Origin of the sequence: Mycobacterium sp. MFM001 (assembly GCF_003402475.1) — a bacterium.
Lineage (GTDB): Bacteria > Actinomycetota > Actinomycetes > Mycobacteriales > Mycobacteriaceae > Mycobacterium.
The window spans coordinates 1-26,835 of record NZ_BFAB01000028.1; the positions used below are offsets into that span (position 1 = coordinate 1).

Annotated in this window: 26 protein-coding genes and 1 tRNA gene; 17 read left to right on the forward strand and 10 right to left on the reverse strand. The window is 67.7% G+C overall.

Annotated elements, in window-relative coordinates; all coding sequences use genetic code 11:
* Positions 1 to 21: 21 nt before the first annotated feature.
* From MFM001_RS23805 to MFM001_RS23815, 3 genes are all read right to left on the reverse strand, one after another.
* The gene (locus MFM001_RS23805; protein WP_116377689.1) at positions 22 to 519 is read right to left on the reverse strand and encodes a methylated-DNA--[protein]-cysteine S-methyltransferase; all 498 of its coding nucleotides are present in this window, start codon (positions 517 to 519) and stop codon (positions 22 to 24) included.
* Positions 516 to 2,003: a DNA-3-methyladenine glycosylase 2 family protein gene (locus tag MFM001_RS23810; protein WP_116377690.1), complete on the reverse strand. Its 1,488-nt coding sequence runs from the start codon at positions 2,001 to 2,003 to the stop codon at positions 516 to 518. Before MFM001_RS23810 ends, MFM001_RS23805 begins: the two co-directional genes overlap by 4 nt.
* 73 nt (positions 2,004 to 2,076) lie before the next feature.
* A complete protein-coding gene (locus MFM001_RS23815; RefSeq protein WP_192887044.1) occupies positions 2,077 to 3,681 on the reverse strand; it encodes an adenylate/guanylate cyclase domain-containing protein in 1,605 nt (534 codons plus the stop codon).
* Positions 3,682 to 3,730: 49 nt separating this feature from the next.
* Between MFM001_RS23815 and nucS the strand changes: the two genes are divergently transcribed.
* Positions 3,731 to 4,402 (forward strand): endonuclease NucS, encoded by a 672-nt coding sequence (gene nucS, locus MFM001_RS23820; RefSeq protein ID WP_192887045.1) that lies wholly within the window; start codon positions 3,731 to 3,733, stop codon positions 4,400 to 4,402.
* Between the two features lie 4 nt (positions 4,403 to 4,406).
* Positions 4,407 to 4,703, forward strand: a complete 297-nt coding sequence (locus MFM001_RS23825; protein WP_116377692.1) for a hypothetical protein — start codon at positions 4,407 to 4,409, stop codon at positions 4,701 to 4,703.
* A gap of 51 nt (positions 4,704 to 4,754) precedes the next feature.
* Here MFM001_RS23825 and mce read toward each other — a convergent pair whose 3' ends face one another.
* Positions 4,755 to 5,231, reverse strand: coding sequence for a methylmalonyl-CoA epimerase (gene mce, locus MFM001_RS23830; protein WP_116377693.1), 477 nt, complete (start codon positions 5,229 to 5,231; stop codon positions 4,755 to 4,757).
* Between the two features lie 133 nt (positions 5,232 to 5,364).
* On the opposite strand from mce, the gene MFM001_RS23835 reads away from it, so the two are divergent.
* The gene (locus tag MFM001_RS23835; RefSeq protein ID WP_116377694.1) at positions 5,365 to 6,546 is read left to right on the forward strand and encodes an acetyl-CoA C-acetyltransferase; all 1,182 of its coding nucleotides are present in this window, start codon (positions 5,365 to 5,367) and stop codon (positions 6,544 to 6,546) included.
* A gap of 109 nt (positions 6,547 to 6,655) precedes the next feature.
* The gene (locus MFM001_RS23840) at positions 6,656 to 7,567 is read left to right on the forward strand and encodes a tetratricopeptide repeat protein (RefSeq protein WP_116377695.1); all 912 of its coding nucleotides are present in this window, start codon (positions 6,656 to 6,658) and stop codon (positions 7,565 to 7,567) included.
* 5 nt (positions 7,568 to 7,572) lie between these two features.
* On the opposite strand, the gene glgB is transcribed toward MFM001_RS23840, so the two are convergent.
* Together glgB and MFM001_RS23850 are read right to left on the reverse strand one after the other, a co-directional pair.
* Positions 7,573 to 9,768 (reverse strand): 1,4-alpha-glucan branching protein GlgB, encoded by a 2,196-nt coding sequence (gene glgB, locus MFM001_RS23845; protein WP_116377696.1) that lies wholly within the window; start codon positions 9,766 to 9,768, stop codon positions 7,573 to 7,575.
* A gap of 7 nt (positions 9,769 to 9,775) precedes the next feature.
* On the reverse strand, positions 9,776 to 11,854 hold the full coding sequence (locus MFM001_RS23850; protein WP_202864148.1) for an alpha-1,4-glucan--maltose-1-phosphate maltosyltransferase: 2,079 nt from the start codon (positions 11,852 to 11,854) through the stop codon (positions 9,776 to 9,778).
* Between the two features lie 136 nt (positions 11,855 to 11,990).
* Between MFM001_RS23850 and glgP the strand changes: the two genes are divergently transcribed.
* Positions 11,991 to 14,603 carry an alpha-glucan family phosphorylase gene (gene glgP, locus MFM001_RS23855; RefSeq protein ID WP_116377698.1) on the forward strand — a complete coding sequence of 871 codons (2,613 nt, stop codon included), beginning with the start codon at positions 11,991 to 11,993 and terminating at the stop codon, positions 14,601 to 14,603.
* Here glgP and MFM001_RS23860 read toward each other — a convergent pair.
* Complete coding sequence (locus tag MFM001_RS23860; RefSeq protein ID WP_371685622.1) at positions 14,572 to 16,566, reverse strand: ATP-dependent DNA helicase; 1,995 nt, start codon at positions 16,564 to 16,566, stop codon at positions 14,572 to 14,574. The genes glgP and MFM001_RS23860 overlap by 32 nt on opposite strands.
* Positions 16,563 to 17,861 carry a nicotinate phosphoribosyltransferase gene (locus tag MFM001_RS23865; protein ID WP_192887046.1) on the reverse strand — a complete coding sequence of 433 codons (1,299 nt, stop codon included), beginning with the start codon at positions 17,859 to 17,861 and terminating at the stop codon, positions 16,563 to 16,565. Before MFM001_RS23865 ends, MFM001_RS23860 begins: the two co-directional genes overlap by 4 nt.
* Positions 17,862 to 17,890: 29 nt before the next feature.
* Between MFM001_RS23865 and clpS the strand changes: the two genes are divergently transcribed.
* The 11 genes from clpS to rdgB all read left to right on the forward strand — a co-directional run bounded on the left by clpS (position 17,891) and on the right by rdgB (position 25,247).
* Entirely contained in the window at positions 17,891 to 18,193 is a 303-nt protein-coding gene (clpS, locus tag MFM001_RS23870) for an ATP-dependent Clp protease adapter ClpS (RefSeq protein WP_116377700.1), read from the forward strand.
* Between the two features lie 9 nt (positions 18,194 to 18,202).
* Positions 18,203 to 18,775: a DUF2017 domain-containing protein gene (locus MFM001_RS23875; RefSeq protein WP_116377701.1), complete on the forward strand. Its 573-nt coding sequence runs from the start codon at positions 18,203 to 18,205 to the stop codon at positions 18,773 to 18,775.
* A complete protein-coding gene (locus MFM001_RS23880; protein WP_116377702.1) occupies positions 18,772 to 19,800 on the forward strand; it encodes a P1 family peptidase in 1,029 nt (342 codons plus the stop codon). Before MFM001_RS23875 ends, MFM001_RS23880 begins: the two co-directional genes overlap by 4 nt.
* A gap of 1 nt (position 19,801) precedes the next feature.
* A complete protein-coding gene (locus tag MFM001_RS23885; protein WP_116377703.1) occupies positions 19,802 to 20,218 on the forward strand; it encodes a Mov34/MPN/PAD-1 family protein in 417 nt (138 codons plus the stop codon).
* Positions 20,215 to 20,490 (forward strand): MoaD/ThiS family protein, encoded by a 276-nt coding sequence (locus MFM001_RS23890; protein ID WP_116377704.1) that lies wholly within the window; start codon positions 20,215 to 20,217, stop codon positions 20,488 to 20,490. The genes MFM001_RS23885 and MFM001_RS23890 overlap by 4 nt, the downstream gene beginning before the upstream one ends.
* A gap of 46 nt (positions 20,491 to 20,536) precedes the next feature.
* On the forward strand, positions 20,537 to 21,499 hold the full coding sequence (locus MFM001_RS23895; protein WP_116377705.1) for a cysteine synthase: 963 nt from the start codon (positions 20,537 to 20,539) through the stop codon (positions 21,497 to 21,499).
* On the forward strand, positions 21,496 to 22,146 hold the full coding sequence (locus MFM001_RS23900) for a rhomboid family intramembrane serine protease (protein WP_116377706.1): 651 nt from the start codon (positions 21,496 to 21,498) through the stop codon (positions 22,144 to 22,146). Before MFM001_RS23895 ends, MFM001_RS23900 begins: the two co-directional genes overlap by 4 nt.
* On the forward strand, positions 22,146 to 22,955 hold the full coding sequence (murI, locus tag MFM001_RS23905; protein ID WP_116377707.1) for a glutamate racemase: 810 nt from the start codon (positions 22,146 to 22,148) through the stop codon (positions 22,953 to 22,955). The genes MFM001_RS23900 and murI overlap by 1 nt, the downstream gene beginning before the upstream one ends.
* A 61-nt stretch (positions 22,956 to 23,016) precedes the next feature.
* Positions 23,017 to 23,805 (forward strand): cyclic nucleotide-degrading phosphodiesterase, encoded by a 789-nt coding sequence (locus MFM001_RS23910; RefSeq protein ID WP_192887047.1) that lies wholly within the window; start codon positions 23,017 to 23,019, stop codon positions 23,803 to 23,805.
* Positions 23,806 to 23,823: 18 nt separating this feature from the next.
* Positions 23,824 to 24,603, forward strand: coding sequence for a ribonuclease PH (gene rph / locus MFM001_RS23915; RefSeq protein ID WP_116377713.1), 780 nt, complete (start codon positions 23,824 to 23,826; stop codon positions 24,601 to 24,603).
* Between the two features lie 47 nt (positions 24,604 to 24,650).
* Positions 24,651 to 25,247, forward strand: a complete 597-nt coding sequence (rdgB, locus tag MFM001_RS23920) for an RdgB/HAM1 family non-canonical purine NTP pyrophosphatase (RefSeq protein WP_116377708.1) — start codon at positions 24,651 to 24,653, stop codon at positions 25,245 to 25,247.
* Positions 25,248 to 25,400: 153 nt separating this feature from the next.
* On the opposite strand, the gene MFM001_RS23925 is transcribed toward rdgB, so the two are convergent.
* Both MFM001_RS23925 and MFM001_RS23930 read right to left on the reverse strand, forming a co-directional pair.
* Positions 25,401 to 25,730, reverse strand: coding sequence for a DUF3817 domain-containing protein (locus MFM001_RS23925; RefSeq protein WP_116377709.1), 330 nt, complete (start codon positions 25,728 to 25,730; stop codon positions 25,401 to 25,403).
* Complete coding sequence (locus tag MFM001_RS23930; RefSeq protein WP_116377710.1) at positions 25,727 to 26,107, reverse strand: hypothetical protein; 381 nt, start codon at positions 26,105 to 26,107, stop codon at positions 25,727 to 25,729. The genes MFM001_RS23925 and MFM001_RS23930 overlap by 4 nt, the downstream gene beginning before the upstream one ends.
* A gap of 467 nt (positions 26,108 to 26,574) precedes the next feature.
* Between MFM001_RS23930 and MFM001_RS23935 the strand changes: the two genes are divergently transcribed.
* A tRNA-Leu gene (locus MFM001_RS23935) sits at positions 26,575 to 26,658 on the forward strand.
* Positions 26,659 to 26,835 lie beyond the last annotated feature (177 nt).

Below are 26,835 nucleotides of genomic sequence, written 5' to 3' on the forward strand. Positions count from 1 at the left end.
AAGGTGCCCTTTTTTAATTGCCTAGTCGAAGAGCGTGAGTGTCGCTGATTTATGGCGTTTCTCTAATTCGAGAAGCGATCGTTTACGGTCCAGTCCGCCGCCATAACCGGTAAGGCTGCCGCCCGCGCCGATAACGCGGTGACACGGCACGATAATGGCTACCGGATTGTGTCCGTTGGCCAATCCGACCGCCCGGGCCGCCCCGATCGCGCCGATTTGTGCTGCGATTTCGCCGTACGAGCGAGTTTCGCCGTACGGGATCGTCGTCAGCGCCTGCCATACCCGGCGCTGAAACTCGGTACCTGCCATGTCGAGTTCCAGGTCGAATTCGGTGCGCTCGCCGGCGAAATAGGCTTCGAGTTGGTCGACGGCGTCCGGAAACGCCGCTTCATCGAGCGCCCAGCCAGCACGGTCGGGCTCATAGGTCTGATCGATCATTCGGAGGTTGGTCAAGACGTCGCCGCGTCCGGCCAGCGTCAACGGGCCGATCGGGCTGTCGATGGTGCGGTAGTGGATCATGCGATCTCCTTCGATGGCCAATGGTTCACCGGATGCTCCAGCGTCGTCCAGAGATGCTGGGTGGCATAGGAGCGCCAGGGGCGCCACGGCAGGCTGCGCTCGATGAGCGCCCGCTGGTCCGCGGGCAAGCCGAGCTGCTCGGCGGCCAGTCGCAATCCGAGGTCGCTCGCCGGAAAAGCGTCCGGATCCCCCAGTGCCCGCATGGCAATCACTTCGGCAGTCCAGGGCCCGACGCCGGGCAGCGTCAGCAGCTGCCGGCGGGCGGCGTCCCAGTCGCAACCCGCATCGAGCACCACACTGCCGTCGGCGAGTCCTTCGACCAACGCCGTCACCGTTCGCCGCCGCGTCTTGGGCACCGCCAGATGGACCGGATCGATCTCGGCGAGCTGCTCGACCGGCGGGAAGACGTGCGTCAGCGTGCCACCGGCGTCGTGCACCGGTTGTCCGTACGCAGCGACCAGCCTGCCCGCGTGGGTGCTGGCGGCCTTCGTCGAGACCTGCTGAGCCAACACGGCGCGGATGGCCAGTTCGCCTTCGTCGACGGTGCGCGGAATGCGTTGGCCCGGTGCTTTGGCCACCACAGCGGCGAGCTCGGGATCAGCGGCCAACACATCGATCACCGCCTCGGGGTCGGCATCGAGGTCCAACAGCCGCCGGCACCGGGCGATCGCCGTTGTCAGGTCGCGGAAATCGTCGAGCACCAGATTGCAGCGGACGTGATCGGGTGCGGGTGTCAGGCTGACGACGCCGTTGCCCGACGGGAGCCGCAGTGTGCGGCGGTACATGCCGTCGCGCACTTCTTCGCACCCAGGGACCACGCCGGCAGCCAGGTGGCCGAATACGCCTTCGTAGGCGAACGGCGTCCGGACCGGGAGGCGTAATGTCACCGACCCCGGTGAGGTGTGGTTGCATCCGAACTGGGCTGCCGCTCGTTGGCGTAGCGCCGTGGGAGTGCTGTCGCACACCGCGCGCAACGTCTCGTTGAACTGGCGGATGCTGGAAAATCCGGCGGCGAACGCGACGTCGCTGAACGGAAGGTCGGTCGTCTCGATCAGCACCCGGGCGGTCTGCGTGCGCTGAGCCCGGGCCAACGCAAGCGGACCGGCGCCGAGTTCGGCCTGCAGCAACCGCTCCAGTTGACGGCCGGTATAGCCGAGGCGGGCGGCAAGACCGCTGACGCCTTCGCGGTCCACGGTGCCGTCGGCGATGAGTCGCATCGCCCGGGCGACGACGTCACCGCGCACGTTCCACTCCGGCGAACCCGGCGACGCGTCCGGCCGGCACCGCTTGCAGGCCCGAAAGCCGGCCCGCTGGGCGGCGGCCGCGGTCGGGTAAAACCGCACGTTACGGGCAAACGGTGGACGCACGGGGCAGCTGGGCCGGCAGTAGATACCGGTGGTCAGCACCGCGGTGACGAACCAGCCGTCGAACCGGGCGTCCTTGGACTGCACAGCCCGATAGCAGCGGTCGAAGTCTTCATGCACGATTCGACCATTACACCTGGGCACCGACAGCACTAGCGGAAAAGCGACATCTAGGTGGCCGGCCCCAGGCGGATTAGGCGAGGGTGGCCAGTCGGGTGGGCTCGTCGTGGCCGCGCAGCGTGACGGTGTCACCCAGCGACCAGTGGGCACGCTCCTCGTCGCTGGCGCCCTCGACCGCTTCTGATGACGCCAACAACCGCGTCGGTTGCTCCTTGGCCAGTTCGCTGAGCCGCGCCGCCTCGTTGACCGGCTCGCCGATCACCGTGTACTCGAATCGTTCTTTGGCGCCAACGTTGCCGGCGACCACCTGTCCTGCCGCCACACCGATGCCCGCCTGGCATTCCGACACCTCGCGCTCCAACCGCTCGGCGATGGCGCGAGCGGCGGCCAGTGCCTGGTCTTCGGGATGCTCCAGGCGATTTGGCGCGCCGAAGATGGCCAGCGTCGCATCACCCTCGAATTTGTTGACGAGTCCGCAATGGCGGTCGACTTCGTCGACGATCACCGCGAAAAATCGGTTAAGCAGTTGCACGATCTCCGTTGCCGGCCGTTTCGTCACCAACTGCGTCGAAGCGATGATGTCGACGAAAAGCACTGCCACATGGCGCTCTTCGCCGCCGAGCTCGGGTCGCTCCCGCTCGGCAGCCGCGGCCACTTCGCGACCGACGTGGCGACCGAACAGATCGCGCACGCGTTCTCTCTCCCGCAGTCCGTGGACCATCGCGTTGAAACCGCTTTGCAATTCACCGAGTTCTGTCCCGTCGAACGCCACCAAGTCGACCTCCAGGTCGCCCTTTTCGACGCGCTGGAGCGCGGCGCGCACAACCCGTACCGGTGTTGCGATGAGCCACGACAGCAACCACATCAGCGTGAAGCCGAATACCAGCGTGGCCGCCGACAAGATCAGCACCGCCACCCCGAATTGGGTCTCGGTCATGTTGCGCAGCACCAGCGCAAAAAACGCCGTCAGCGCAATGCCGATCACCGGCACGCCGGAACCGAGCATCCACACCATCATGGTTCGGCCCATGATGCCGGGGGCGAAACGCCGTGGCGGCGGGCCCGCCTCGAGCGCTTGGGCGGCCACCGGTCGCAGGGTGAACTCGAAAATGAGATAGCAGGCAGTTGCAACCAAGACGCCGCAAAAGCTCACCGAGAACAGGGTTTGCGGGATGAACAGGCTGTTGGTCAGCCCGTAGAGGGTCGTGAAAACCGCCGCTCCCATTCCCCACAGGATGAAGTTGACGGTCGCCGCCCACGCCGGAGCCTGGAAGGTGTTGCGTTCGTCTGACCGGCTGGGGCTGCGTTCTTCGATCGCCCAGCGCAGTACTCCGACCGTGCGCCGGGTGATCCAATAGGTACCCAGTACCAGCGCGACGGCGACATAGGCGGGCACGGCCGCGAACGTCAACCAGGCGGGGGCATCCGAAAAGACGCTGGGTACCGGAAAGGCGACGCTGAGCAACAGTAGATCCACGCCGATTCCGATCAGGTTCACCCCGACGATGAACACGGTGAGGATGACCTGAATGCGCACCCGTCGGCGCCGTTGGCTTTCCGATACCTTGCCGAGCAGCCACGAGCCGTACGCCGGTGTCTCGGGCAGCCGACCGCTCTGCCGGGTCACCCGCTCCAGCAGCCGGCCGAGCCGTTGGGCCAGTGTTCTCTGGGCCATCATGGTGGCGTCAGCCTAATTTGTCCCCTCGACGGCCCTTAAGGTGAGTCGCGTGCGTCTCGTGATCGCCCGCTGCACCGTCGACTATCTGGGCCGCCTTACCGCGCATCTGCCCTCCGCGCGTCGGCTGCTGTTGTTCAAGGCGGACGGCTCGGTGAGCGTGCACGCCGACGACCGGGCCTACAAGCCGCTGAATTGGATGAGCCCGCCGTGCCGGCTCATCGAGGAGCTCGACGGACCGGTGCCGGTCTGGGTGGTCGAGAACAAGGCCGGGGAGCAGTTGCGTATCACGGTCGAGGAGATCGAGCATGACTCCAGTCACGAGCTGGGCGTGGATCCCGGGCTGGTCAAGGACGGCGTCGAAGCTCATCTGCAGGCACTGCTGGCCGAACACGTCGAGCTGCTCGGCACCGGATACACCCTGGTGCGTCGGGAATACATGACACCGATCGGTCCGGTCGACCTGCTCTGCCGCGACGAGCAGGGCCGCTCCGTCGCCGTCGAGATCAAGCGCCGCGGCGAGATCGACGGTGTCGAGCAGCTGACCCGTTATCTCGAATTGCTCAACCGCGACAGCTTGCTGGCGCCGGTAAGCGGGGTTTTCGCCGCACAGCAGATCAAGCCACAGGCCCGAACCTTGGCCATCGACCGTGGAATCCGTTGTCTGACATTGGATTACGATCGAATGCGGGGCATGGACAGCGACGAATACCGGCTATTCTGATCTGATGGCCCGGCGTCGCACACCACCGCGTCGGCAGCAGCCGCCAAGCTCGCTGCCGAGTGCGCGACGAGTGGAAACGGGACCCGACGGCTACGAGTACGAAGTGCGCCCGGTGGCCGCCGCCCGAGCTGTCAAGACGTACCGGTGCCCGGGTTGTGACCACGAAATCCGTTCCGGCACAGCACATGTGGTGGTATGGCCAGCGGATGCGGGAGAGGCCGCGGTGGAAGACCGCCGGCATTGGCACACGCCGTGCTGGGCTAACCGCGCAACCCGCGGGCCGACGCGCAAGTGGTCTTAGCGGCGATCGCAAGCGCGGCGGAGCCGGGCGCAGCGGGTCGCCGCCGTGGTCTTAGTGGGCCGAATCGGCTGCGGGCTCGACCAACTCGATCAAAACCCCGCCGGCGTCTTTGGGGTGGATGAAGTTGATCCGCGAGTCCGCCGTGCCGCGGCGCGGCGCGTCGTAGAGCAACCGAATGCCCTGGCTGCGCAGCCGCTCGGTCAGCGCCTCCAGGTCACTGACCCGGTAAGCCAGCTGCTGGATGCCGGGTCCGCGCTTGTCGAGGAATTTCGCGATCGTCGACGACTCGTCGATCGGGGCCATCAGTTGGACCTGGGCGCTGCCCACCGGGGCGCCGCGCACCGAGAGCATCGCCTCGCGGATGCCCTGCTCGTCGTTGACCTCCTCGTGCAGCACGATCATGCCGAGGTTGTCGTGGTACCAGGCGATCGCCTCGTCGAGGTCGGGCACCGCGATGCCGACGTGATCGACCGCCGTCACCAACGCGCTGGCCAGGCTACGACGGACGTCAACGTGTTCGGTGGTCATAAGCGCCGCTCCTCCTCATCGCTCCGCTCTGCATCGTCGGCGGCGCGGGTCATAACGTCACGGTAACCTGACGGGAAAGATTGCGCTTCATCGGCCGCAAAATCGGCCATTTTCGCCCTGTTCGGAGGTTCTCATGACGACGTCGGTGATAGTTGCTGGAGCACGGACGCCCATCGGCAAGTTGATGGGCTCGTTGAAGGACTTTTCGGCCAGTGACCTGGGCGCTATCGCGATCGCCGGTGCTCTGGAGAAGGCCAAGGTGCCGGCGTCGGCGGTCGAATACGTGATCATGGGCCAGGTGCTGACCGCGGGAGCCGGGCAGATGCCCGCCCGTCAGGCCGCCGTGGCGGCCGGCATCGGCTGGGATGTGCCGGCGCTGACGATCAACAAGATGTGCCTGTCCGGGATCGACGCCATTGCCCTGGCCGACCAGCTCATCCGGGCGGGGGAGTTCGACGTGGTGGTCGCCGGCGGCCAGGAATCCATGACCAAGGCGCCGCATCTGCTGATCGACAGCCGGGCCGGCTACAAGTACGGCGATGTGACGGTGCTGGACCACATGGCCTACGACGGGTTGCACGACGTGTTCACCGACCAGCCGATGGGTGCGCTGACCGAGCAGCGCAACGACGCCGACAAGTTCACCCGTCGCGAACAGGACGAGTTCGCCGCGCGGTCGCACCAGAAGGCCGCCGCCGCTTGGAAGGACGGCGTTTTCGCGGACGAGGTCGTGCCGGTGAATATCCCGCAGCGCAAAGGAGATCCGCTGCAGTTCAACGAGGACGAGGGCATTCGCGCCAACACCACGGCCGAATCGTTGGCCGGCCTCAAGCCGGCGTTCCGCAAGGACGGCACCATCACCGCGGGCTCGTCGTCGCAGATCTCCGATGGTGCGGCAGCGGTTGTCGTGATGAACAAGGACAAGGCCAAAGAACTCGGGTTGTCGTGGTTGGTGGAGATCGGCGCGCACGGTGTGGTGGCCGGCCCGGACTCGACGCTGCAGTCGCAGCCCGCCAACGCGATCAAGAAAGCACTTGGCCGCGAAGGTATCTCGGTGGACCAACTCGACGTGGTGGAGATCAACGAAGCGTTCGCGGCGGTGGCGCTGGCCTCGACCAAGGAATTGGGCGTCGACCCCGACATCGTCAACGTCAATGGCGGCGCGATCGCGGTCGGGCATCCGATCGGAATGTCGGGCGCCCGGATCACGCTGCATGCGGCACTCGAGTTGGCGCGCCGCGGCTCGGGCTACGGCGTGGCGGCCCTGTGCGGCGCCGGTGGTCAGGGCGACGCGCTGATCCTGCGCGCCGGCTGAGCTTGACGCTCGCCCAAATGGTTGCTGGCGTCGTGAACTGTGATTTTGGTCACCGGAGGCCCCCGACCGGGTGGCAGGACACCGGTGGCGCCGTGCCAGACTTGACGACGTGAGCCGTCCCCGACCCCCGATCGGGCCCGCCCTGGCGGGAGCGGTCGATCTATCCGCACTCAAGCAGCGGGCCCAGCAGAGTTCCTCCGCCGGTCGCGATGCCGGAGCCGGCTCGGCGAAGCTGGCCGGCGTCGAGATCACCACGGCCAACTTCGAAGACGAGGTGCTGGTCCGGTCCAATCAGGTGCCGGTCGTGGTGTTGTTGTGGTCGCCGCGCAGCGATGTGTGCCTGCAGCTGGCCGAGATCCTGTCGGACCTGGCCGCCGCCGACGGCGGCAAGTGGTCGCTGGCGACCGTCAACGTCGACGCCGTTCCTGAGGTGGCCCAGATCTTCGGCATCCAGGTGGTCCCGACCGTGGTGGCATTGGCCGCCGGGCAGCCGCTGTCGAGCTTTCAGGGCATGCAGCCGGCCGACCAGTTACGCCGCTGGGTGGACTCGCTGTTGTCGGCGACCGCCGGCAAGCTCAGTGGCGCAGCCGATTCCGAGGACGCGGAAGAAGTCGACCCCGCGCTGGCGCAGGCGCGCCAACAGCTGCAGGACGGTGAGTTCGCCGCCGCGCTCGACTCGTATCAGGCGATCCTGGACGCCAACCCCAACCACGCCGAAGCCAAGGGGGCGGTGCGTCAGATCGCCTTTTTGATGCGCGCGACGGAACAGCCGCCGGATGCGGTGGCGCTCGCTGACGCGGCGCCCGACGACATCGACGCGGCGTTCGCCGCCGCCGACGTGCAGATCCTCAACCAGGATGTGACCGGCGCTTTCGATCGGCTGATCGCGCTGGTGCGACGGACATCCGGCGACGAGCGCACGAAAGTTCGCACCCGGCTGATCGAGTTGTTCGAGCTGTTCGACCCGGCCGACCCGGAAGTGATCGCCGGCCGGCGCAACCTCGCCAACGCGCTCTACTGAGCGCCTTACTCAGGTTCCAGCCAGAGCGCCGAGCTCGGCGGCAGCACCAGCACCGCCGACGCGGGGCGGCCATGCCATGGCTCGTCGGTCGCATCGACGCCGCCCAGGTTTCCGATACCGCTGCCGTTGTAGTCGGCCGCATCGGTGTTGAGCACCTCGCGCCAGCGACCCGCCGTGGGTAGGCCGAGCCGGTAGTTGCTGTGTTCGGTGCCGGCGAAATTGAACACGCAGGCCATCACCGAGCCGTCGCTGCCGTAGCGCAGGAAGCTCAACACGTTGTTGGCCGAGTCGTTGGCGTCGATCCAGGAGTAGCCGTCGGGCGTGGTGTCCTGGCTCCACAGTGCGGGGCGGCTGCGATAGATCGCGTTGATGTCGCGCACAAAATGCAGGATGCCGGTGGAGAAGCTGTTCTCGTCGAGTTGGAACCAGTCCAGGCCGCGTTCCTCGGACCATTCGGCGCGCTGCCCGAATTCCTGTCCCATGAACAGCAATTGCTTGCCGGGATGGGCCCACTGATAGGCCAGCAGACTGCGCAGCCCCGCGGCCTTGAGGTGGTCGTTGCCGGGCATGCGTCCCCACAGCGTGCCCTTGCCGTGCACCACCTCGTCGTGGCTGAGCGGCAGCACGAAGTTCTCGCTGAACGCATAGAGCATCGAGAACGTGATCTCGTGGTGGTGATAGCTGCGGTGCACCGGATCGTGGCTGATGTAGTCGAGCGTGTCGTGCATCCAGCCCATGTTCCACTTCATCGAAAAGCCCAGGCCGCCAACGTTGGTCGGCCGTGACACGCCGGGCCACGACGTCGACTCCTCGGCGACGGTGACGATGCCCGGCGCCACCCGATGCGCGGTGGCGTTCATCTCCTGCAGGAACTGCACCGCTTCCAGGTTTTCCCGGCCGCCGTAGACGTTCGGCGTCCAGCCGCCCGCGGGTCGCGAGTAGTCCAGGTAGAGCATCGAGGCGACGGCGTCCACGCGCAGCCCGTCGACGTGATATTCCTGCAGCCAGTACAGCGCGTTGGCAACCAGGAAATTGCGGACTTCGGGCCGGCCGAAGTCGAATACGTAAGTGCCCCAGTCGAGTTGCTCGCCGCGCTTGGGATCGGAATGCTCGTAGAGCGGCGTGCCATCGAACCGGCCGAGCGCCCACGCGTCCTTGGGGAAGTGCGCGGGGACCCAGTCGACGATGACACCGATACCGGCCTGGTGCAGCGTGTCGACCAGGTAACGGTAGTCGTCGGGTGTGCCGAATCGGGACGTCGGTGCGTAATAGGACGTCACCTGGTATCCCCACGACCCGGCGAATGGGTGCTCGGCGACGGGCAGCATCTCGACGTGGGTAAAGCCGTGCGCCACAACGTAATCAGTCAGCTCACGAGCGAGGTCGCGATAGCTCAGGCCGGGCCGCCACGATCCCAGGTGTACCTCGTAGGTGCTCATCGGCTCGAAAACCGGGTTGCGCTGGGCGCGCTGGGTCATCCAGTCGGCGTCGCCCCAGGTGTAGTCGCTGGTGTAGACCCGCGACGCGGTGTGCGGCGGCACCTCGGTGGCGAAGGCGAACGGGTCGGCGCGGTCGGTGACGCTGCCGTCCGCACCGTGCACCCGGAACTTGTACAGACCGTCGGGTGGGAAGCCGGGCCAGAACAACTCCCACACCCCCGAGGAGCCCAGCACCCGCATCGGCGCGTCGTTGCCGCCCCAGTGGTTGAACTCCCCGATCAGGCTGACGCCCTTGGCGTTTGGTGCCCACACAGCGAACGACACGCCCTCGACCACACCGTCGGCGGTGGTGAACGAGCGACGGTGGGCGCCCAGCACCTCCCACAGCCGCTCGTGGCGGCCCTCGGCGAACAGGTGCAGGTCCATCTCACCCAGCGTGGGCAGGAAGCGGTACGCGTCGGCGACGGTGTGCGGCTGCGAGCCGTCGTAGCTGACCTCGAGCCGGTAGTCGATGAGGTTGGTGAACGGCAGTGCGACCCCGAACAGGCCGGAGTCGATGTGCTGCAACGGATACCGGTCCGCACCTACCAGCGCCACGACTTCCGTCGCATGCGGGCGGAACGCCCGGATGACGGTGTGGTTGCCGTATTCGTGGGCACCCAGGATGCTGTGCGGATTGTGATGCACGCCGGCCAGCAGACGATCGAGATCGCTTGGTTCGGGCGTCAGGTGGGTCCTGGCGAGTTGGTCGGTCGGCGTCATTGCGGCGTCACCTCCGGCGCAGCAGCGGGAATCGGGATTCGGACGGAATCAGCGGCATGTTGATGATGTGGGCGACAGCCCGGGCGGGATCGATGCGCACGTAATTGGCTTGGCCCCACTGGTATTCCTCACCTGTTATCTCGTCGCGCACCCAGAACCGTTCGTAGGGCTCCATACCCAGTGCGGCCATGTCCAACCACAACGTCGCCTCTTCCGGGCCGAATGCGTTGAGGGTCACCACCACCAGCACGCAGTCGCCGGTGGTTGGGTCGAACTTGCTGTAGGCCATCAGCGCGTCGTTGTCGATGCTGTGGAACCGGATGGTGCGCAGTTCCCGCAGCGCGGGATGCAACCGGCGAATGTTGTTGAGTCGCGCGATGAACGGCTCCAGCGACCTGCCTTCGACCAGGGCGCCCGCGAAGTCGCGGGGCCGTAACTCGTACTTCTCCGAGTCCAGGTATTCCTCGCTGCCTTCGCGCACCGCGCGGTGCTCGAAAAGCTCGTAACCGGAATACATTCCCCAGGCCGGGCTCATCGTGGCGGCCAGCACGGCCCGGATCGCGAACATGCCCGGGCCGTTGTGCTGCAGAATCGCATGCAGGATGTCGGGGGTGTTGACGAAGAGGTTGGGCCGGCGGAAGTCGGCGAGTTCGGCGATCTCCTGGCCGAATTCGGTGAGCTCCCACTTGGCGGTGCGCCAGGTGAAATACGTGTAGGACTGGGTGAAGCCGAGTTTGGCCAGCCCGTACTGGCGGGCCGGCGGCGTGAACGCTTCCGACAAGAACAGCACGTCGGGGTCGACGGCTTTCACCTGGGCGATCAGCCAAGCCCAGAAGTTCGGCGGCTTGGTGTGCGGGTTGTCGACCCGAAAGATCTTGACGCCGTGGTCGATCCAATGCCGCACGACGCGCAGCACCTCGTCGTAGAGCCCGGCCGGGTCGTTGTCGAAGTTGAGCGGATAGATGTCCTGGTATTTCTTCGGCGGGTTCTCCGCGTAAGCGATGGTGCCGTCGGGCAATTCGGTGAACCACTCGCGGTGTTCGCGGGCCCACGGGTGATCGGGCGCGCACTGCAACGCCAGGTCGAGTGCCACCTCCATCCCCAGGTCGCGGGCCGCCGCCACGAAGTCGTCGAAGTCCTCGATGGTGCCCAGCGCCGGATGCACCGCGTCGTGGCCGCCCTCGTCGCTGCCGATCGCCCACGGCGAACCGACGTCGCCCGGCACGGCCGTGGCGGTGTTGTTGCGGCCCTTGCGGTGGACCTTGCCGATCGGATGGATCGGCGGCAGGTACACCACGTCGAAGCCCATCTCCGCGATGCGGGGCAGCGCCGCCGCGGCGGTGGCGAAGGTGCCGTGCACCGGGTTGCCGTCGGCGTCCCAACCACCAGTCGAACGCGGGAACATCTCGTACCACGAGCCAAAGCGGGCCTCCGGCCGGTCAACCCAGACGCCGTACTGGTCGCCGCGGGTGAGCAGGTCGCGCAGCGGATACTGCGTGAGGAGCTCTTCGACCCTGGGACTCAGCGCCGCGGCCGCCCGGGTCAGCGGGTCGCCCGGTTTGCGCAGCGCGGCCGCCGCGGTCAGCAGGGGCTCGCGCTGGCTGCGCGGCACACCGGTCGCGGCGCGTTCCAGCAGCCGGGCGCCGACCAGCAGGTCGTTGGACAGCTCCGTTTCGCCTTGGCCGGCGTCCAATTTGGCCACGACCGCGTGCCGCCAGCTGTGAATCGGATCACCCCAGCCGTCGACCCGGAAGGTCCACAGCCCGACGGCGTCGGGGGCGAACTGGCCGTGAAACACATAGGGCTCTTCGCCCATCGTCATCGGCAGCAGCAGCGGCTTGACCCGCGGCGGCGTCTCGACCGCGTCCTTCTCGGCCACCTGCACGGCCTTAATCCGCCGTGTTTCGCTGACCTGCGGGTAATGGGGGCCGAGGTAGCGCACCACCAGCGTGGCCGCCACGGCCTCGTGGCCTTCGCGCCAGACCGACGCGCTAACCGGAACCACCTCGCCGACCACGGCCTTTGCCGGGTAGGCGCCGCAGGACACGACGGGCTGGACGTCATCGATCTCGACACGACCTGGCACCGCCACTCCGCCTTTCTTGTTTCGGGAACACCCCTTGCGCCCAATACCCACCGTAGTGTCGGGCCACACCCGGGGCTCGCCAAGCGCCCGCTGTCGGCACGTCGGCGCAGGCTCGTCGTCAGTAAGGTATTGACGCGTGAAAGCCCTCCGCCGGTTCACCGTCCGCGCGCACCTTCCGGAACGTCTGGCGGCGCTGGAACAGCTCTCGACCAATTTGCGGTGGTCGTGGGACAAGCCGACGCAGGATCTGTTCGCCGCGATCGACCCAGAGCTGTGGGCGCAATGCGGTCAGGACCCGGTGGCGTTGCTGGGAGCGGTGCGGCCGGCGCGCCTCGACGAACTGGCGGCCGACGGCGGATTCCTGGACCGGCTCGACGGGCTGGCAGCCGATCTGGACGACTACCTGACCCGGCCGCTGTGGTATCAGCAGCAGCAAAACGACGGCGTCGCAATGCCTTCCGGGATCGCCTATTTTTCGATGGAGTTCGGGGTCGCCGAGGTGTTGCCCAACTACTCGGGCGGCTTGGGAATTCTGGCCGGCGACCATCTGAAGTCGGCGTCGGATCTGGGACTGCCGTTGATCGGGGTCGGCCTGTACTACCGGTCCGGGTATTTCCGTCAGTCGCTGACCGTGGACGGTTGGCAGCAGGAGACATATCCGTCGCTGGACCCGCAGGGGCTGCCGTTGCGGCTGCTCACCGACGCCGAGGGCCACCCCGTGTCGATCGAGTTGGCGCTGCCCGACGCCGGCCGGCTGCGGGCCCGCATCTGGGTGGCCCAAGTCGGTCGCGTCCCGTTGCTGCTGCTGGACTCGGACATCCCGGAAAACGAGCATGATCTGCGCAGCGTCACCGACCGCCTGTACGGCGGTGACCAGGAGCACCGCATCAAACAGGAGATCCTGGCCGGGGTCGGCGGCGTACGGGCGATCCGCGCCTTTATCGACATCGAGGGGCTGCCCTCGCCCGACGTGTTTCACATGAACGAGGGCCACGCCGGTTTTCTCGGGGCAGAACGCATCCGTGAGCTGGTCACCGACGCCGGGCTGGATTTCGACACCGCGCTGACCGTGGTGCGCTCCAGCACGGTGTTCACCACCCATACTCCGGTGGCCGCTGGTATCGACCGGTTCCCGACGGAGATGGTGCGACGGTACTTCGACGACAGCGGCGACGGCTCCGTGCTGCTGCCCGGGGTGGCGACCGAGCGGATCCTGGAGCTCGGCGCCGAGGAGGATCCGGAACTTTTCAACATGGCCCACATGGGTCTGCGGCTGGCGCAACGGGCCAACGGCGTCTCGCTGCTGCACGGCCGGGTGAGCCGGGTGATGTTCAACGACCTGTGGCGGGGGTTCGATCCCGGCGAGGTGCCGATCGGGTCGATCACCAACGGCGTCCACGCGCCCACCTGGGCCGCGCCGCAGTGGCTGGAATTGGGCCGCGAGCTGGCCGGCGCGGACTCGTTGAACGAACCCGAGGTGTGGCAGCGACTCCAGGGCGTCGACGTCGGGCATCTGTGGTGGATCCGCTCGCAACTGCGGACGCTGCTGATCGACGACGTCCGGGCGCGGCTGCGCCGGTCCTGCCTGGAGCGTGGGGCGTCGCGGGCCGAATTAGGCTGGATCGCAACGGCTTTCGATCCCGAGGTGCTCACCGTCGGGTTCGCCCGGCGGGTGCCGACCTATAAGCGGCTGACGTTGATGCTGCGCGACCCGGACCGGCTCGAGCGGCTGCTGCTGGACAACGAGAAGCCGATCCAGCTGATCGTCGCGGGCAAGTCGCATCCCGCCGATGACGGCGGCAAGGCGCTGATCCAACAGGTGGTGCGGTTCGCCGACCGGCCCAGCGTGCGTCACCGCATCGCCTTCCTGCCCGACTACGACATGTCGATGGCGCGACGGCTGTACTGGGGCTGCGACGTGTGGCTGAACAACCCGCTGCGGCCGTTGGAGGCCTGCGGCACGTCGGGGATGAAAAGCGCGCTCAACGGCGGGTTGAACCTGTCGATCCGCGACGGCTGGTGGGACGAGTGGTACGACGGCCAAAACGGCTGGGAGATACCGTCCGCCTCGCGGATGGCCGACGAGGACCGTCGCGACGATCTGGAGGCCGCCGCTCTTTACGACCTGCTGGAGCACTCGGTGGCGCCGACGTTCTACGAGCGCGACGAGCACGGGGTGCCGCCGCGCTGGATCGAAATGGTCCGTCACACCTTGCAGACGCTCGGGCCGAAGGTGCTGGCCTCGCGGATGGTGCGCGATTACGTCGAGCAGTACTACCGGCCGGCGGCCCAGTCGCTGCGCCGCACGGTCGCGGTCGACGCCGACGGCGTGGTGAGGTTCGATGCCGCCCGCGAGCTGGCCGCCTATCGGCAACGCGCTCTTGCGGCCTGGCCGAAGATCCGCATCAACGACGTGGACAGCACCGGCCTGCCTGATACCCCCGTGCTCGGCTCGGAGCTCACCCTGACCGCGACCGTGCAGCTGGCCGGTCTGCAGCCCGACGAAGTGACCGTGCAGGCGGTAGTCGGCAGGGTCGACGCCGGCGATGCGCTGCTGGACCCGGTCACCGTCGAGATGTCGCACACCGGCACCGCGTTCGGCGGCGACGAGGTTTTTTCGACCGCGATGCCGCTGCCGGTCGCCGGGTCGGTCGGTTACACCGTGCGGGTGCTGCCGCGCCACCCGATGCTTGCCGGCGATACCGAGCTGGGCCTGGTCACGCTGGCTGAACGCTCGTCGACGGAGTAGCCGGGCGGTCGTCCAGCGAGGTCCGCAGCCGCGCCAGTGCCTCGCGAACCTTGGCGCCGTCGGTGGTCGCCCAGAACGGCGGCAGCGACGCGCGCAAGTAGCCGCTGTAGCGGGCGGTGGCCATCCGCGAGTCGAGCACCGCGACCACGCCGCGGTCGTCGACGCGGCGCAGCAGCCGCCCCGAGCCCTGCGCCAGCAACAACGCGGCGTGGCTGGCGGCGACGGCCATGAAGCCGTTGCCGCCGTGCGCGGCCACCGCACGCTGCCGCGCGGAGAGCAACGGGTCGTCGGGCCGCGGAAACGGGATCCGGTCGATGATCACCAATGACAGCGACGGGCCCGGCACGTCGACGCCCTGCCACAGCGACAGCGTGCCGAACAGCGACGTTGCGTCGTCGGCGGCGAACTGCTCGACCAGCGCGCCGGTGCTGTCGTCGCCCTGGCACAGCACCGGCGTCTCGAGCCGGTCGGCCATGGCCTCGGCCGCCGCCCGGGCCGCCCGCATCGACGAGAACAGGCCCAGCGTGCGTCCGCCCGCGGCCGTGATCAGCTCGGCGATCTCGCTCAGCTGCTCGGCCGAGCCGGTGCCGTCGCGGCCGGGCGGCGGCAGATGCGCGGCCACATAGAGGATCCCGGCCTTTGCGTGGTGGAACGGCGATCCGACGTCGAGCCCACGCCAGCCGTCGTCGCCGGCCAGACCCCACGCGGTGGCCATCGCGTCGAAGCTGCCGCCGACCGTCAGCGTCGCCGACGTGAGCACCGTCGTGGATCGCTCAAATACCCTGCCGCGCAACAACTCCGCCACCGACAGCGGGGCCACCTTCAGCACCGCGCGGTTGTCCTCGCGCTCCAGCCAGACCACGTCGGTGCGGTCGGGGATCGCCGGTGCGAACGACGTCAGGATTCGCGCCGCGGTGTCGGCGACCTCGGCCAGCCCGGCGACCGCCTCGGCGCGCGCGGCCGCGGCCTTCGGGTCGCTGGGCGCGGTGTCGATGGCCGAACGGGCCTTGCCCGCCGCGTCGCGCAGCGCCGCCAGGTAGCTGGCCAGCTCGTCGTCGAGCCGGTCGATGCGCCCGGGTGACGCGTCGTGGATCGCCGACGAGAACGTCGCCGTCGCGGCCTCGAGCCGTTCGGACAGCTCGGGGTCGATCAGTCGCGCCGCGCGTCGGTGCGCGACGGCCAGGGAGGTGGCCGACAGCTCGCCGGTGGCCACCGCGGTCACCCGGTCGGTCAGCTCGTGCGCCTCGTCGACGACCAGCAGCTGGTGGTCGGGCAGCACGGCCGACTCGGAGACGGCGTCGATGGCCAGCAGCGCATGGTTGGTGACGACGACGTCGGCCTGGCCGGCCTTGGCCCGGGCCCGCTCGGCGAAACATTCGCCGCCGAACGGGCAGCGCGCCACGCCAAGGCATTCGCGCGCCGACACGCTGACTTGGGCCCACGACCGGTCGGCCACGCCCGGCTTGAGGTCGTCGCGGTCGCCGGATTCCGTTGTCGACGCCCATGCGGTGAGCCGCTGCACGTCGCGGCCCAATGCGGTGGCCGCAACAGGCTCGAACAGCTCGTCCTGCGGCCCCTCAGCGGCGCCGTTGTGAATCTTGTTGAGACACAGGTAGTTTCGCCGCCCTTTCAGCAGCGCGAACCGCGGTCGGCGGGGCAGTTCGTCAGCGAGCGAGTCGACCAGCTGGGGCAGATCGCGGTCGACGAGTTGGCGTTGCAGCGCGATCGTCGCGGTCGACACCACGACCGGCGCGTCGTCGGATACCGCGCGCACAATCGCGGGCACCAAGTACGCCAGCGACTTTCCGGTGCCGGTGCCGGCCTGCACCGCCAGGTGCTCGCCGGTGTCGAAGGCGTGCGCCACCGCGGTGGCCATCTGCAGCTGGCCGCTGCGCTCGCTGCCACCGAGCGCTGCCACCGCAGTGGCCAGCAGGGCGGGCACCTCGGGCGTGGTTGCTCCTATTGCGTATGAGTGGCCGGGATCTGCGTAGTGGGGATCGCCGGATCGCCGTGCGACAACATCAGACCCTCCCAGGGCAAGCTTCGCAAGCCCGACGCCACCAGCTTGCGCGCCACGCCCAGGTCGACGTCGGCCACCGGTTCGCCGTCGCGGACCAGCGGGACCGTCAACGCCCGGCACGGCTCTGTGACCGAGGGCGGATGGCCCGCGGGATAGACGATCTCCTCGGTGATCGTGCCGGTCGGACGGTTCGTCCGGACGGCTTCCTTATGGCCGCCGTGGGACTCCTTGTGGGTGCTGCGCTTTTGCACCGGGATGCCGTCGACCTCGACCAGCTTGTAGATCATGTTCGCGGTCGGCGCGCCGGATCCGGTGACCAGCGAGGTGCCCACCCCGTAACTGTCCACCGGTTCGGCCCGCAGCCCGGCGATCGCGAACTCGTCGAGGTCACCGGAGACCACGATTCGGGTCTGCGTCGCGCCCAGCCGGTCCAGCTGCTCGCGGACCTGGCGGGCCAGCACGCCCAGCTCGCCGGAGTCGATCCGTACCGCGCCGAGCCCGGTCCCGGCGGCCGCCACCGCGTTTTCGACGCCGGTCGTCACGTCGTACGTGTCGACCAGCAGCGTGGTGTCGGTGCCCAGCGCGTCGACCTGGGCGCGGAAGGCGGCCGGCTCGTCGGGCCCGTCGGGACCGGTGTGCAGCAGGGTGAACGAATGCGCGGCGGTGCCCTCGGCGGGCACGCCGTAGCGCCGCTGAGCTTCGAGGTTCGACGACGCGGCGAAGCCGGCGATGTAGGCGGCCCGGGCCGCCGCGACGGCGGCGTGCTCGTGGGTGCGTCGGGAGCCCATCTCGATCAGCGGCCGGCCGGCCGCGGCGCTGACCATCCGCGCGGCCGCCGAGGCGATCGCGCTGTCGTGGTTGAAAATCGACAGCGCGAGTGTTTCCAGCACGATGCATTCGGCGAAACTGCCGTGCACGGAAAGCACCGGCGAGCCGGGGAAGTACAGCTCGCCCTCGGAGTAGCCGTCGACGTCGCCGCGGAATTGGAAATCGCGAAGGTAGTCCAGGGTTCCGTCGTCGAGGAATTCCGCCAGCGACGTCAGCGCCGCGTCGTCGAACCTGAAGTGCGGCAACGCTTCCAGGAACCGGCCGGTGCCGGCGACCACACCGTAGCGCCGCCCGTCGGGCAGCCGGCGAGCGAACAATTCGAACGTGGTCCGCCGCGCCGCGGTGCCTTCGCGCAGTGCGGCGGCCAGCATTGTCAACTCGTATTTGTCGGTCAGCAACCCAAGGGTCACTACGCAACGGTATCGGTATCCTGGAAGCCATGGTTGCGTCAGCACCGACTAAGCCGGGAACCGGTGGTTCGCAGCAGGTCGATCCCGTCGACGTCACGGCCAGTCCGTGGGTGACGATCGTGTGGGACGACCCGGTCAACCTGATGAACTACGTGACATACGTCTTCCAGAAGTTGTTCGGCTACAGCGAACCGCATGCCACCAAGCTGATGTTGCAGGTGCACAACGAGGGCAAGGCGGTGGTGTCGTCGGGCAGTCGGGAATCGATGGAGGTCGACGTGTCCAAGCTGCATGCCGCCGGCCTGTGGGCCACCATGCAACAGGACCGGTGAGATCGAGGCGTGCGCAAGTGGAAGCGGGTCGAAACCGCCGACGGTCCCCGTTTTCGGTCCGCACTGGCCCCGCACGAAGCGGAGTTGCTCAAGAGCCTGGTCGGCTCGATGATGGGCCTGCTCGACGAACGCGAATCCTCTTCGCCGCGAGACGAACTCGAGCAGATCACCGGGATGAAAACCGGCAACACCGAACCCCCGAACAACGAGACGCTGCGGCGGCTGTTGCCGGACTTCTACCGGCCCGACGATGACGCGGAGGACTCCGGAGAGAGCCTGAACGCCGCGTTGCGAAGCCTGCACGAGCCGGAGATCATCGAAGCCAAACGTGTTGCGGCACAGCAGCTATTGGACACTGTTCCCGACGACGGCGGGCGGTTCGAGCTGACCGAGGAGGCCGCCAACGCGTGGATCGCAGCCGTCAACGACGTCCGTTTGGCGCTGGGCACCATGCTCGACATTCGGCCCGACGGGCCAGATCGACTGCCCGACGACCATCCGCTAGCTCCACATCTTGACGTCTACCAGTGGCTGACCTTCCTGCAGGAATACCTGGTGCTGGCCCTGATGGGGTCCCGGTGAATTCGATCACCGACGTGGGGGGCATCCGCGTCGGACACCACCACCGACTGGATCCCGACGCGACGCTCGGCGCGGGGTGGGCGAGTGGCGTCACCGTCGTCCTGACGCCGCCGGGCACGGTCGGCGCCGTCGACTCCCGCGGCGGCGCACCCGGCACCCGCGAGACCGATCTGCTCGACCCGGCCAACACCGTGCGCTATGTGGATGCGGTGCTGCTCGCCGGCGGTAGCGCCTACGGGCTGGCCGCCGCCGACGGCGTGATGCGCTGGTTGGAGGAACACGACCGCGGCGTCGCGATGGAGGGCGGCGTGGTGCCGATCGTGCCGGGGGCGGTGGTCTTCGACCTGCCGGTCGGCGGCTGGGATTGCCGGCCGACCGCCGAATTCGGCTACGCCGCCTGCGAAGCGGCCGGCACCGAGTTCGCCCTGGGCAGCGTCGGCGCAGGAACCGGCGCCCGGGTCGGCGTCCTCAAGGGCGGCGTCGGAACCGCCTCGGTGAAGCTGCCGTCGGGTGTCACCGTCGGCGCGGTCGCGGTCGTCAACGCCGCGGGGGAGGCTCTCGACACCAACACCGGGCTGCCATGGCTGGCCTACCTGATCGACGAGTTCGGGCTGGTAAAGCCGCCGGCCGAGGAGATCGCGGCGTTTGCGCAGCTCAACAGGGAACTGAGCCCGCTGAACACCACGCTCGCGGTGGTCGCCACCGACGCCGCGCTCAGCCCGGCCGCGTGCCGCCGGGTCGCGATCGCAGCCCACGACGGCCTGGCCCGGACCATCCGGCCGGCGCACACCCCATTGGACGGCGATACGGTATTCGCACTGGCTACCGGCGCCGTTGAGGTGCCGCCGGCCGAAACACCGGCCGCGCTCTCCCCGGAGACCGCGCTGGTCACCCAGGTCGGCGCGGCGGGGGCGGATTGTCTGGCCCGCGCGGTGCTGGACGGTGTGCTGGCCGCCGAGTCGGTGGCCGGAATACCGACCTACCGGGACCTGTTGCCCGGAGCATTCGACCCAGAAGGAGCCTGACGTGCTGGTGATTCGTGCCGACCTGGTCGACGCGATGGTCGCCCACGCCCGCGCCGACCACCCCGACGAGGCCTGTGGCGTGCTGGCCGGCCCGGAAGGCTCCGACCGGCCGGAGCGGCATATCGCGATGGTCAACGCCGAACGTTCGCCGACGTTCTACCGCTTCGACTCCGCCGAGCAGCTCAAGGTGTGGCGCGCGATGGACGAAGCGGACGAGGTACCGGTCGTGATCTATCACTCGCACACCGCGACCGAGGCCTACCCCAGCCGCACCGACATCAGCCTGGCCGCCGAGCCCGACGCGCACTACGTGCTGGTGTCCACCCGCGACCCCGAGCAGCACGAGCTGCGCAGCTACCGCATCATCGACGGCGTCGTCACCGAAGAGCCCGTCACCATCGTTGAGGAGTATGAATGAGCGTCACCGTGTCCATCCCGACCATCCTGCGTACGCACACCGGCGGCGAGAAGCGCGTCGAAGCCAGCGGCGACACGCTGAAGGCGGTGATCAGCGACCTGGAGGCCAACTACTCGGGGATCTCCGAGCGTCTGGTCGACAACGGCAAGCTGCACCGCTTCGTCAACATCTACGTCAACGACGAGGACGTGCGGTTCTCCGGCGGGCTGGACACCACAATCGCCGACGGCGACTCGGTGACGATCCTGCCCGCCGTCGCCGGTGGCACATGACGCGCTGCGACGATGCAGAGCGCAGCGATGAGGAGGAGCAGCGCTAATGACGCGGCACGACTCGTTGCTGGGGGCGCTCGGCAACACCCCGCTGGTGGGCCTGCCGCGGTTGTCGCCGCGCTGGGACGACGAGCCGCACGTGCGGCTGTGGGCCAAGCTCGAAGATCGCAACCCGACCGGCTCGATCAAGGACCGGCCCGCGCTGCGGATGATCGAGCAGGCCGAGGCCGACGGGCTTCTGGCGCCTGGCGCGACGATCCTCGAGCCCACCAGCGGCAACACCGGCATCTCGCTGGCGATGGCGGCCCGGCTGAAGGGCTATCAGCTGATCTGCGTGATGCCGGAGAACACCTCGATCGAACGACGCCAGCTGCTCGAACTCTACGGCGCGCAGATCATCTTCTCGCCGGCCGAGGGCGGCTCCAACACCGCGGTGGCCAAAGCCAAGGAGCTGGCCGCCGCCAACCCGTCGTGGGTGATGCTCTACCAGTACGGCAACCCGGCCAACACCGATGCGCACTACTACGGCACGGGCCCTGAGCTGCTGGCCGACCTGCCGGAGATCACCCACTTCGTGGCGGGGCTCGGTACCACGGGCACTCTGATGGGCACCGGCCGGTATCTGCGCGAGCACGTCCCCGATGTGCGGATTGTCGCCGCCGAACCCCGTTACGGCGAGGGCGTTTACGCGCTGCGCAACATCGACGAGGGTTTCGTGCCCGAGCTGTACGACCCTGACGTGCTGACCACCCGCTACTCGGTCGGCAGCGTCGACGCGGTGCGTCGCACCCGGGAACTGATCGAGATCGAGGGCATCTTCGCCGGCATCTCCACCGGCGCGGTGCTGCATGCCGCGTTGGGAGTGGCGGCGAAGTCCGTGAAGGCCGGCGAGCGGGCCGACATCGCGTTCGTCGTCGCCGACGCCGGATGGAAGTACCTGTCCACCGGCGCCTACGCCGGTACCTTGGACGAAGCCGAGGACGCGTTGGAAGGGCAGCTGTGGGCATGAGTCGACCGGTGATGCCGCCCGCCCAGCAGCCCAAGAAGCGCTCGACGGTGGTGATCGGCGGGGCCACAATCATCAGCTTCGTAGTACTGCTCTACGTCGTCGAACTTTTCGACCAGCTCGGCGGACATCAATTGGACCGCAACGGAATTCGCCCACTGGAGACCGACGGGCTGTGGGGCATCATCTTCGCGCCACTGCTGCATGCGAATTGGGCGCACCTGGCCGCCAACACCGGCCCCGCATTAGTGCTCGGTTTTCTGGTGACACTGGCCGGGCTGTCCCGCTTCCTCTGGGCGACCGCGATCGTGTGGATCGTCGGCGGCTTCGGCACTTGGCTGATCGGCAACGTCGGCTCGCCGTGCGGGGAAACCGACCACATCGGCGCGTCAGGGCTGATCTTCGGGTGGCTGACATTCTTGTTGGTGTTCGGGTTCTTCACGCGCTCGGGCTGGCAGATCGTGATCGGGATCGCGGTGCTGTTCCTCTACGGCGGGGTGCTGTGGGGCGCGGTGCCGGTGCTCAACGTCTGCGGCGGCGTGTCGTGGCAGGGCCACCTGTGCGGCGGCATCGCCGGGGTGCTGGCCGCCTACCTGTTGTCCAGCCCGGAACGCAAGGCCCGCGAACGCCGACGGGCGCTGCCGACGTGATGGCACCCGTCGGGATCTTCGACTCCGGCGTCGGGGGATTGACGGTCGCCCGCGCGATCATCGATCAGCTGCCCGACGAGGACATCATCTACGTCGGCGACACCGGCAACGGCCCGTACGGCCCGCTGACCATTCCCGAGATTCGCGCCCACGCCTTGGCCATCGGCGACGACCTCGTCGAGCGCGGCGTCAAAGCCCTTGTGATTGCGTGCAATACAGCGTCCTCGGCGTGCCTGCGCGATGCCCGCGAGCGCTACGACGTGCCCGTCGTCGAGGTGATCCTGCCCGCCGTGCGCCGCGCCGTCGCCGCCACCCGCAACGGCCGCATCGGCGTCATCGGCACTCAGGCAACCATCACCTCGCACGCTTACCAGGACGCGTTCGCCGCCGCCCGCGACACGGAAATCACCGCGGTAGCCTGCCCGCGGTTCGTCGACTTCGTCGAGCGCGGCATCACCAGCGGGCGTCAGGTGCTCGGCCTGGCGGAGGGCTACCTCGAGCCGCTGCAGCGTGCCGGCGTCGACACGCTGGTGCTCGGTTGCACGCATTACCCGTTGCTCTCCGGCCTCATCCAATTGGCGATGGGTGACACCGTCACGCTGGTCTCCAGTGCCGAAGAGACTGCCAAGGAATTGCTGCGAGTGCTTACCGAGCGCGACCTGTTGCGCCCGCACGATGCGCCGCCGGCGACCCGCGTCTTCGAGGCCACCGGCGACCCCGAGGCGTTCACCAAGCTGGCCGCGCGGTTCCTCGGGCCCACCGTCACCGGCGTGCAGCCCGTTCATCGTCACGTCGGTATATCGAGATAGTCGCCGTCGCGTAGTAAAGCCGTGATGTTTTCGCCAACAGGGTGCCGAACATGGCACAGTAGTGTCCGTGCGAATGACCGTCCTCGGCTGCTCCGGCAGCGTGGTGGGTCCTGATTCGCCGGCATCGGGATATCTGCTGCGGGCGCCGGACACTCCACCGCTGGTCATCGACTTCGGGGGAGGTGTGCTGGGGGCGCTGCAACACCAAACCGATCCCAGCTCGGTGCATGTGCTGTTGTCGCATCTGCACGCCGACCACTGCCTCGATTTGCCCGGACTGTTCGTGTGGCGCCGCTACCACCCGACACCGCCGACGGGCAAGGCGTTGATGTACGGGCCGAGCGACACCTGGTCGCGGCTGGGCGCGGCGTCGTCGCCGTTCGGCGGCGAGATCGACGATTTCTCCGACATCTTCGACATCCACCACTGGGTGGACAACGAGCCGGTGACGTTGGGCACGCTGACGGTTCTGCCGCGGGTGGTGGCGCATCCGACGGAGTCGTACGGTCTGCGGTTCACCGATCCCGACGGAGTGTCGTTCGTCTACAGCGGCGACACCGGCTACTGCGACGCGCTCATCGACCTGGCCCGCGACGCCGACGTCTTTCTGTGCGAGGCGTCGTGGACGCACTCGCCGCATCGCCCGGGCGGCCTGCACCTGTCGGGCACCGAAGCCGGCCGTGCCGCGGCGGAAGCCGGCGTGCGGGAGTTGCTGCTCACTCACATTCCGCCGTGGACGTCACGCGAGGACGTGATCAGCGAGGCCAAGGCCGAGTTCGACGGCCCGGTGCATGCGGTGGTGTGCGGCGAGACGTTCGAGATCCTCCACTCGGGCAGCCCCGCAAGCTGAAGCATTAGGGTGGGCGGCGTGTCCAGACGAGAAGACGGCCGCCTTGACGACGAGCTTCGCCCGGTGGTCATCACCCGCGGGTTCACCGCGCATCCGGCGGGTTCGGTATTGGTCGAATTCGGCCACACCAAGGTCATGTGCACGGCAAGCGTCACCGAGGGTGTGCCGCGCTGGCGCAAAGGGACCGGCTTGGGTTGGCTCACTGCGGAATACGCGATGCTGCCGGCGGCCACCCACACCCGTTCTGACCGGGAGTCGGTGAAGGGTCGCCTCGGCGGGCGAACCCAGGAGATCAGCCGGCTGGTCGGCCGGTCGCTGCGCGCCTGCATCGACCTTGCGGCCTTGGGGGAGAACACGATTGCGATCGACTGCGATGTGCTGCAGGCCGACGGCGGAACCCGCACCGCCGCGATCACCGGTGCCTACGTGGCACTGGCCGACGCGGTGACCTACCTGTCGGCGGCCGGTAAGCTGTCCGATCCGCGGCCGCTGTCGTGTGCGATCGCCGCGGTCAGCGTCGGCGTCGTCGACGGCCGGATCCGGGTGGACCTGCCCTATGAGGAAGACGCGCGCGCCGAGGTGGACATGAACGTCGTCGCCACCGACACCGGGACTCTGGTCGAAGTGCAGGGGACCGGCGAGGGTGCGACGTTCCCGCGCTCGACGCTGGACAAGCTGCTCGACGCCGCGCTGGCCGCATGCGACAAATTGTTCGCCGCACAACGCGAAGCGTTGGCGTTGCCCTATCCGGGTGTGCTGCCCGAAGGCCCCCCGCCGCAGAAGGCGTTCGGAAGCTGACCCGCCGGCGACGATGCAGAGCGCAGCGATGAGGAGGAGCGGCGCCTGTGCCTGAGCTGTTGGTGGCCAGCCGCAATCCGAAGAAGCTGGCCGAGCTCCGCCGGGTGCTGGACGCGGCCGGGCTGACGCTGGAGCTGGTTTCACTCAACGACGTCGCGCCGTTCGACGAAGCACCGGAAACCGGTGCCACGTTTGAAGACAACGCGCTGGCGAAGGCGCGTGATGGGTTTACCGCTAGTGGACTGCCTTGTGTCGCAGACGATTCCGGGCTGGAGGTGCAGGCGTTGAACGGCATGCCGGGGGTGTTGTCGGCGCGGTGGTCGGGTGTGCACGGCGACGACGCCGCCAACATCGCGTTGTTGTTGGCGCAGTTGCGCGACGTGCCCGACGAGCGGCGCGGCGCGGCGTTCGTGTCGGCATGCGCGCTGGTGTCTTCGGCGGGCGAAGTCGTGGTGCGCGGCGAGTGGCCGGGCAGCATCGCATACGAGCCGCGGGGCGACGGCGGCTTCGGCTACGACCCGGTGTTCGTCCCCGACGGCTCGGATCGCACCGCGGCGCAGCTCAGCCCCGACGAGAAGGACGCGGTGTCGCATCGGGGCCGTGCGCTGAGGCTGCTGGTGCCGGCGTTACGTGAGTTGTCCTAGCGGTTGTCGCGACTCTGCGGTTTCATACGCGACACGCCGGTGTGGCCGTATCAGACCGCACAGTCGGCGTTACGTGGGCGGTGAGCCGCGTCGAGCGTGTGGGTTATGTACGGATTTCGCAATTTTCTGTACATAACCGCCACGCTCGACGTGCTATAGCCCGAAGCGCGCCTTCACATTTCGGGTCTGGAAGTGCTCGACGATGATGCCCAGCAGTGGAATGGTGCCGGCCAGCAGCACGCCGATCGTCTTGGCAATCGGCCAGCGGACTTTGACCGCGAGGTTGAACGCGGCCAACACGTAGACGAAGTACACCCAGCCGTGCACCACTTCGATCCACCGGATCTCGTGATGGAACACCAGGTGCGAGACGATCTCGTAGCACAGTGCGATCAGCCAGATACCCGTCGTCCACGCCATGACGCGGTAGCCCAGCAGCGCGGGGCGGATCTTTTCTGCCGGCACGGTCCCCGGTGTGGTCATGTGGTGGTCCTCTTCTGTTTCGGGTGATCGGCTTTGGCCAGCTCGGCCAGGTAAGCGTTGTACTCCCGCAGTGCGGGATCGTCGTCCGCTTGGGCTACCGGTTTTGGTCGCTCCGGTAAAAGTCCGTCCGGTATCTCCGTCATGCCATGGTCTTGTGGCGGCTCGGGCGGCGCTTCTTCGTAGCGGACGAATTTGCGGTAGGCGTACACACAGAACCCGGCGAACAGCGGCCACTGCAGCGCATAGCCAAGGTTCTGGAAGGTGCCCGATGCCGACTGAAACCGCGTCCACTGCCACCAGCCCAGGGCCAGACAACCGCAGGCAGCGACGACGACGAGCGCGACGAGCGCCCATCTCCGACGCCGTGTAGTGGACACGTTTAGACGGTACCGCTCAACCCTTTGGTCCGACGAACTCGTCGAGGCGCGCGACCTGGTATTTGCAGGGCAGCGTCCGGGGGATACCGAGATGGTCGAGCGCCGCGCAGAACAAGCTACGGATGTCGTCGGAGGGTGTCGCGATATGTACCCGTCGCCAAGGTAGAGACCCAGCAAGTAGCAGTATGCCGCCGGCGGGAGTGCGGAAAAATCATGGTCAATTCCGCACACTGATGATGCGGTTGGAATCCGTATTTGAATTGGTGATCTGTTACGCCACTCCCACACAGTCTTTCGCGGTATGCCTGTCTGGCACGTGATCGCGCAGTCGTTCAGTCAAATTGCGATGAGGCGCTTGCACAGCTTCGAATTCCTCCGCGGATCGCATGAACCTCTCCTGGTGTTGGAGCTCAACGTAGGCCGCGGCACCGACAGATTCCTCGTCCGGCGATAGGATCGCTGGGCGCGCGGGCGTGATGAAATTGGCAAACATGCGGGATTTAGGTTCCCGTGCTCGATAGAGCTTGAGGGTTCGAGTCCCTCCGCCCGCACAACGTGTGGACTGCCGGGCGTGCAAGCTTTCCGCCACAGCATCGGCGTCGCTTGCAGCCCAAAGGCGTTCATCCAGGCCTGTACCGCGAGCGGCTTCCGTTGGCGCCTCACGGCGAACAGTTGGCGTCGGCATTGGGCCGAGAGGACGTCGTTGCGCTAGCCGCTTGAGGATCGAC

Coding starts and splice junctions, on each gene's coding strand:
- MFM001_RS23815 (WP_192887044.1), bottom strand. CDS start 3,681: ATGATGGCCCAGAGAACACTGGCCCAACGGCTCGGCCGGCTGCTGGAG.
- MFM001_RS23825 (WP_116377692.1), top strand. CDS start 4,407: ATGGCCCGGCGTCGCACACCACCGCGTCGGCAGCAGCCGCCAAGCTCG.
- clpS (WP_116377700.1), top strand. CDS start 17,891: ATGGTTGCGTCAGCACCGACTAAGCCGGGAACCGGTGGTTCGCAGCAG.
- MFM001_RS23805 (WP_116377689.1), bottom strand. CDS start 519: ATGATCCACTACCGCACCATCGACAGCCCGATCGGCCCGTTGACGCTG.
- MFM001_RS23895 (WP_116377705.1), top strand. CDS start 20,537: ATGACGCGGCACGACTCGTTGCTGGGGGCGCTCGGCAACACCCCGCTG.
- MFM001_RS23835 (WP_116377694.1), top strand. CDS start 5,365: ATGACGACGTCGGTGATAGTTGCTGGAGCACGGACGCCCATCGGCAAG.
- MFM001_RS23890 (WP_116377704.1), top strand. CDS start 20,215: ATGAGCGTCACCGTGTCCATCCCGACCATCCTGCGTACGCACACCGGC.
- MFM001_RS23900 (WP_116377706.1), top strand. CDS start 21,496: ATGAGTCGACCGGTGATGCCGCCCGCCCAGCAGCCCAAGAAGCGCTCG.
- mce (WP_116377693.1), bottom strand. CDS start 5,231: ATGACCACCGAACACGTTGACGTCCGTCGTAGCCTGGCCAGCGCGTTG.
- glgB (WP_116377696.1), bottom strand. CDS start 9,768: ATGACGCCGACCGACCAACTCGCCAGGACCCACCTGACGCCCGAACCA.
- murI (WP_116377707.1), top strand. CDS start 22,146: ATGGCACCCGTCGGGATCTTCGACTCCGGCGTCGGGGGATTGACGGTC.
- MFM001_RS23925 (WP_116377709.1), bottom strand. CDS start 25,730: ATGACCACACCGGGGACCGTGCCGGCAGAAAAGATCCGCCCCGCGCTG.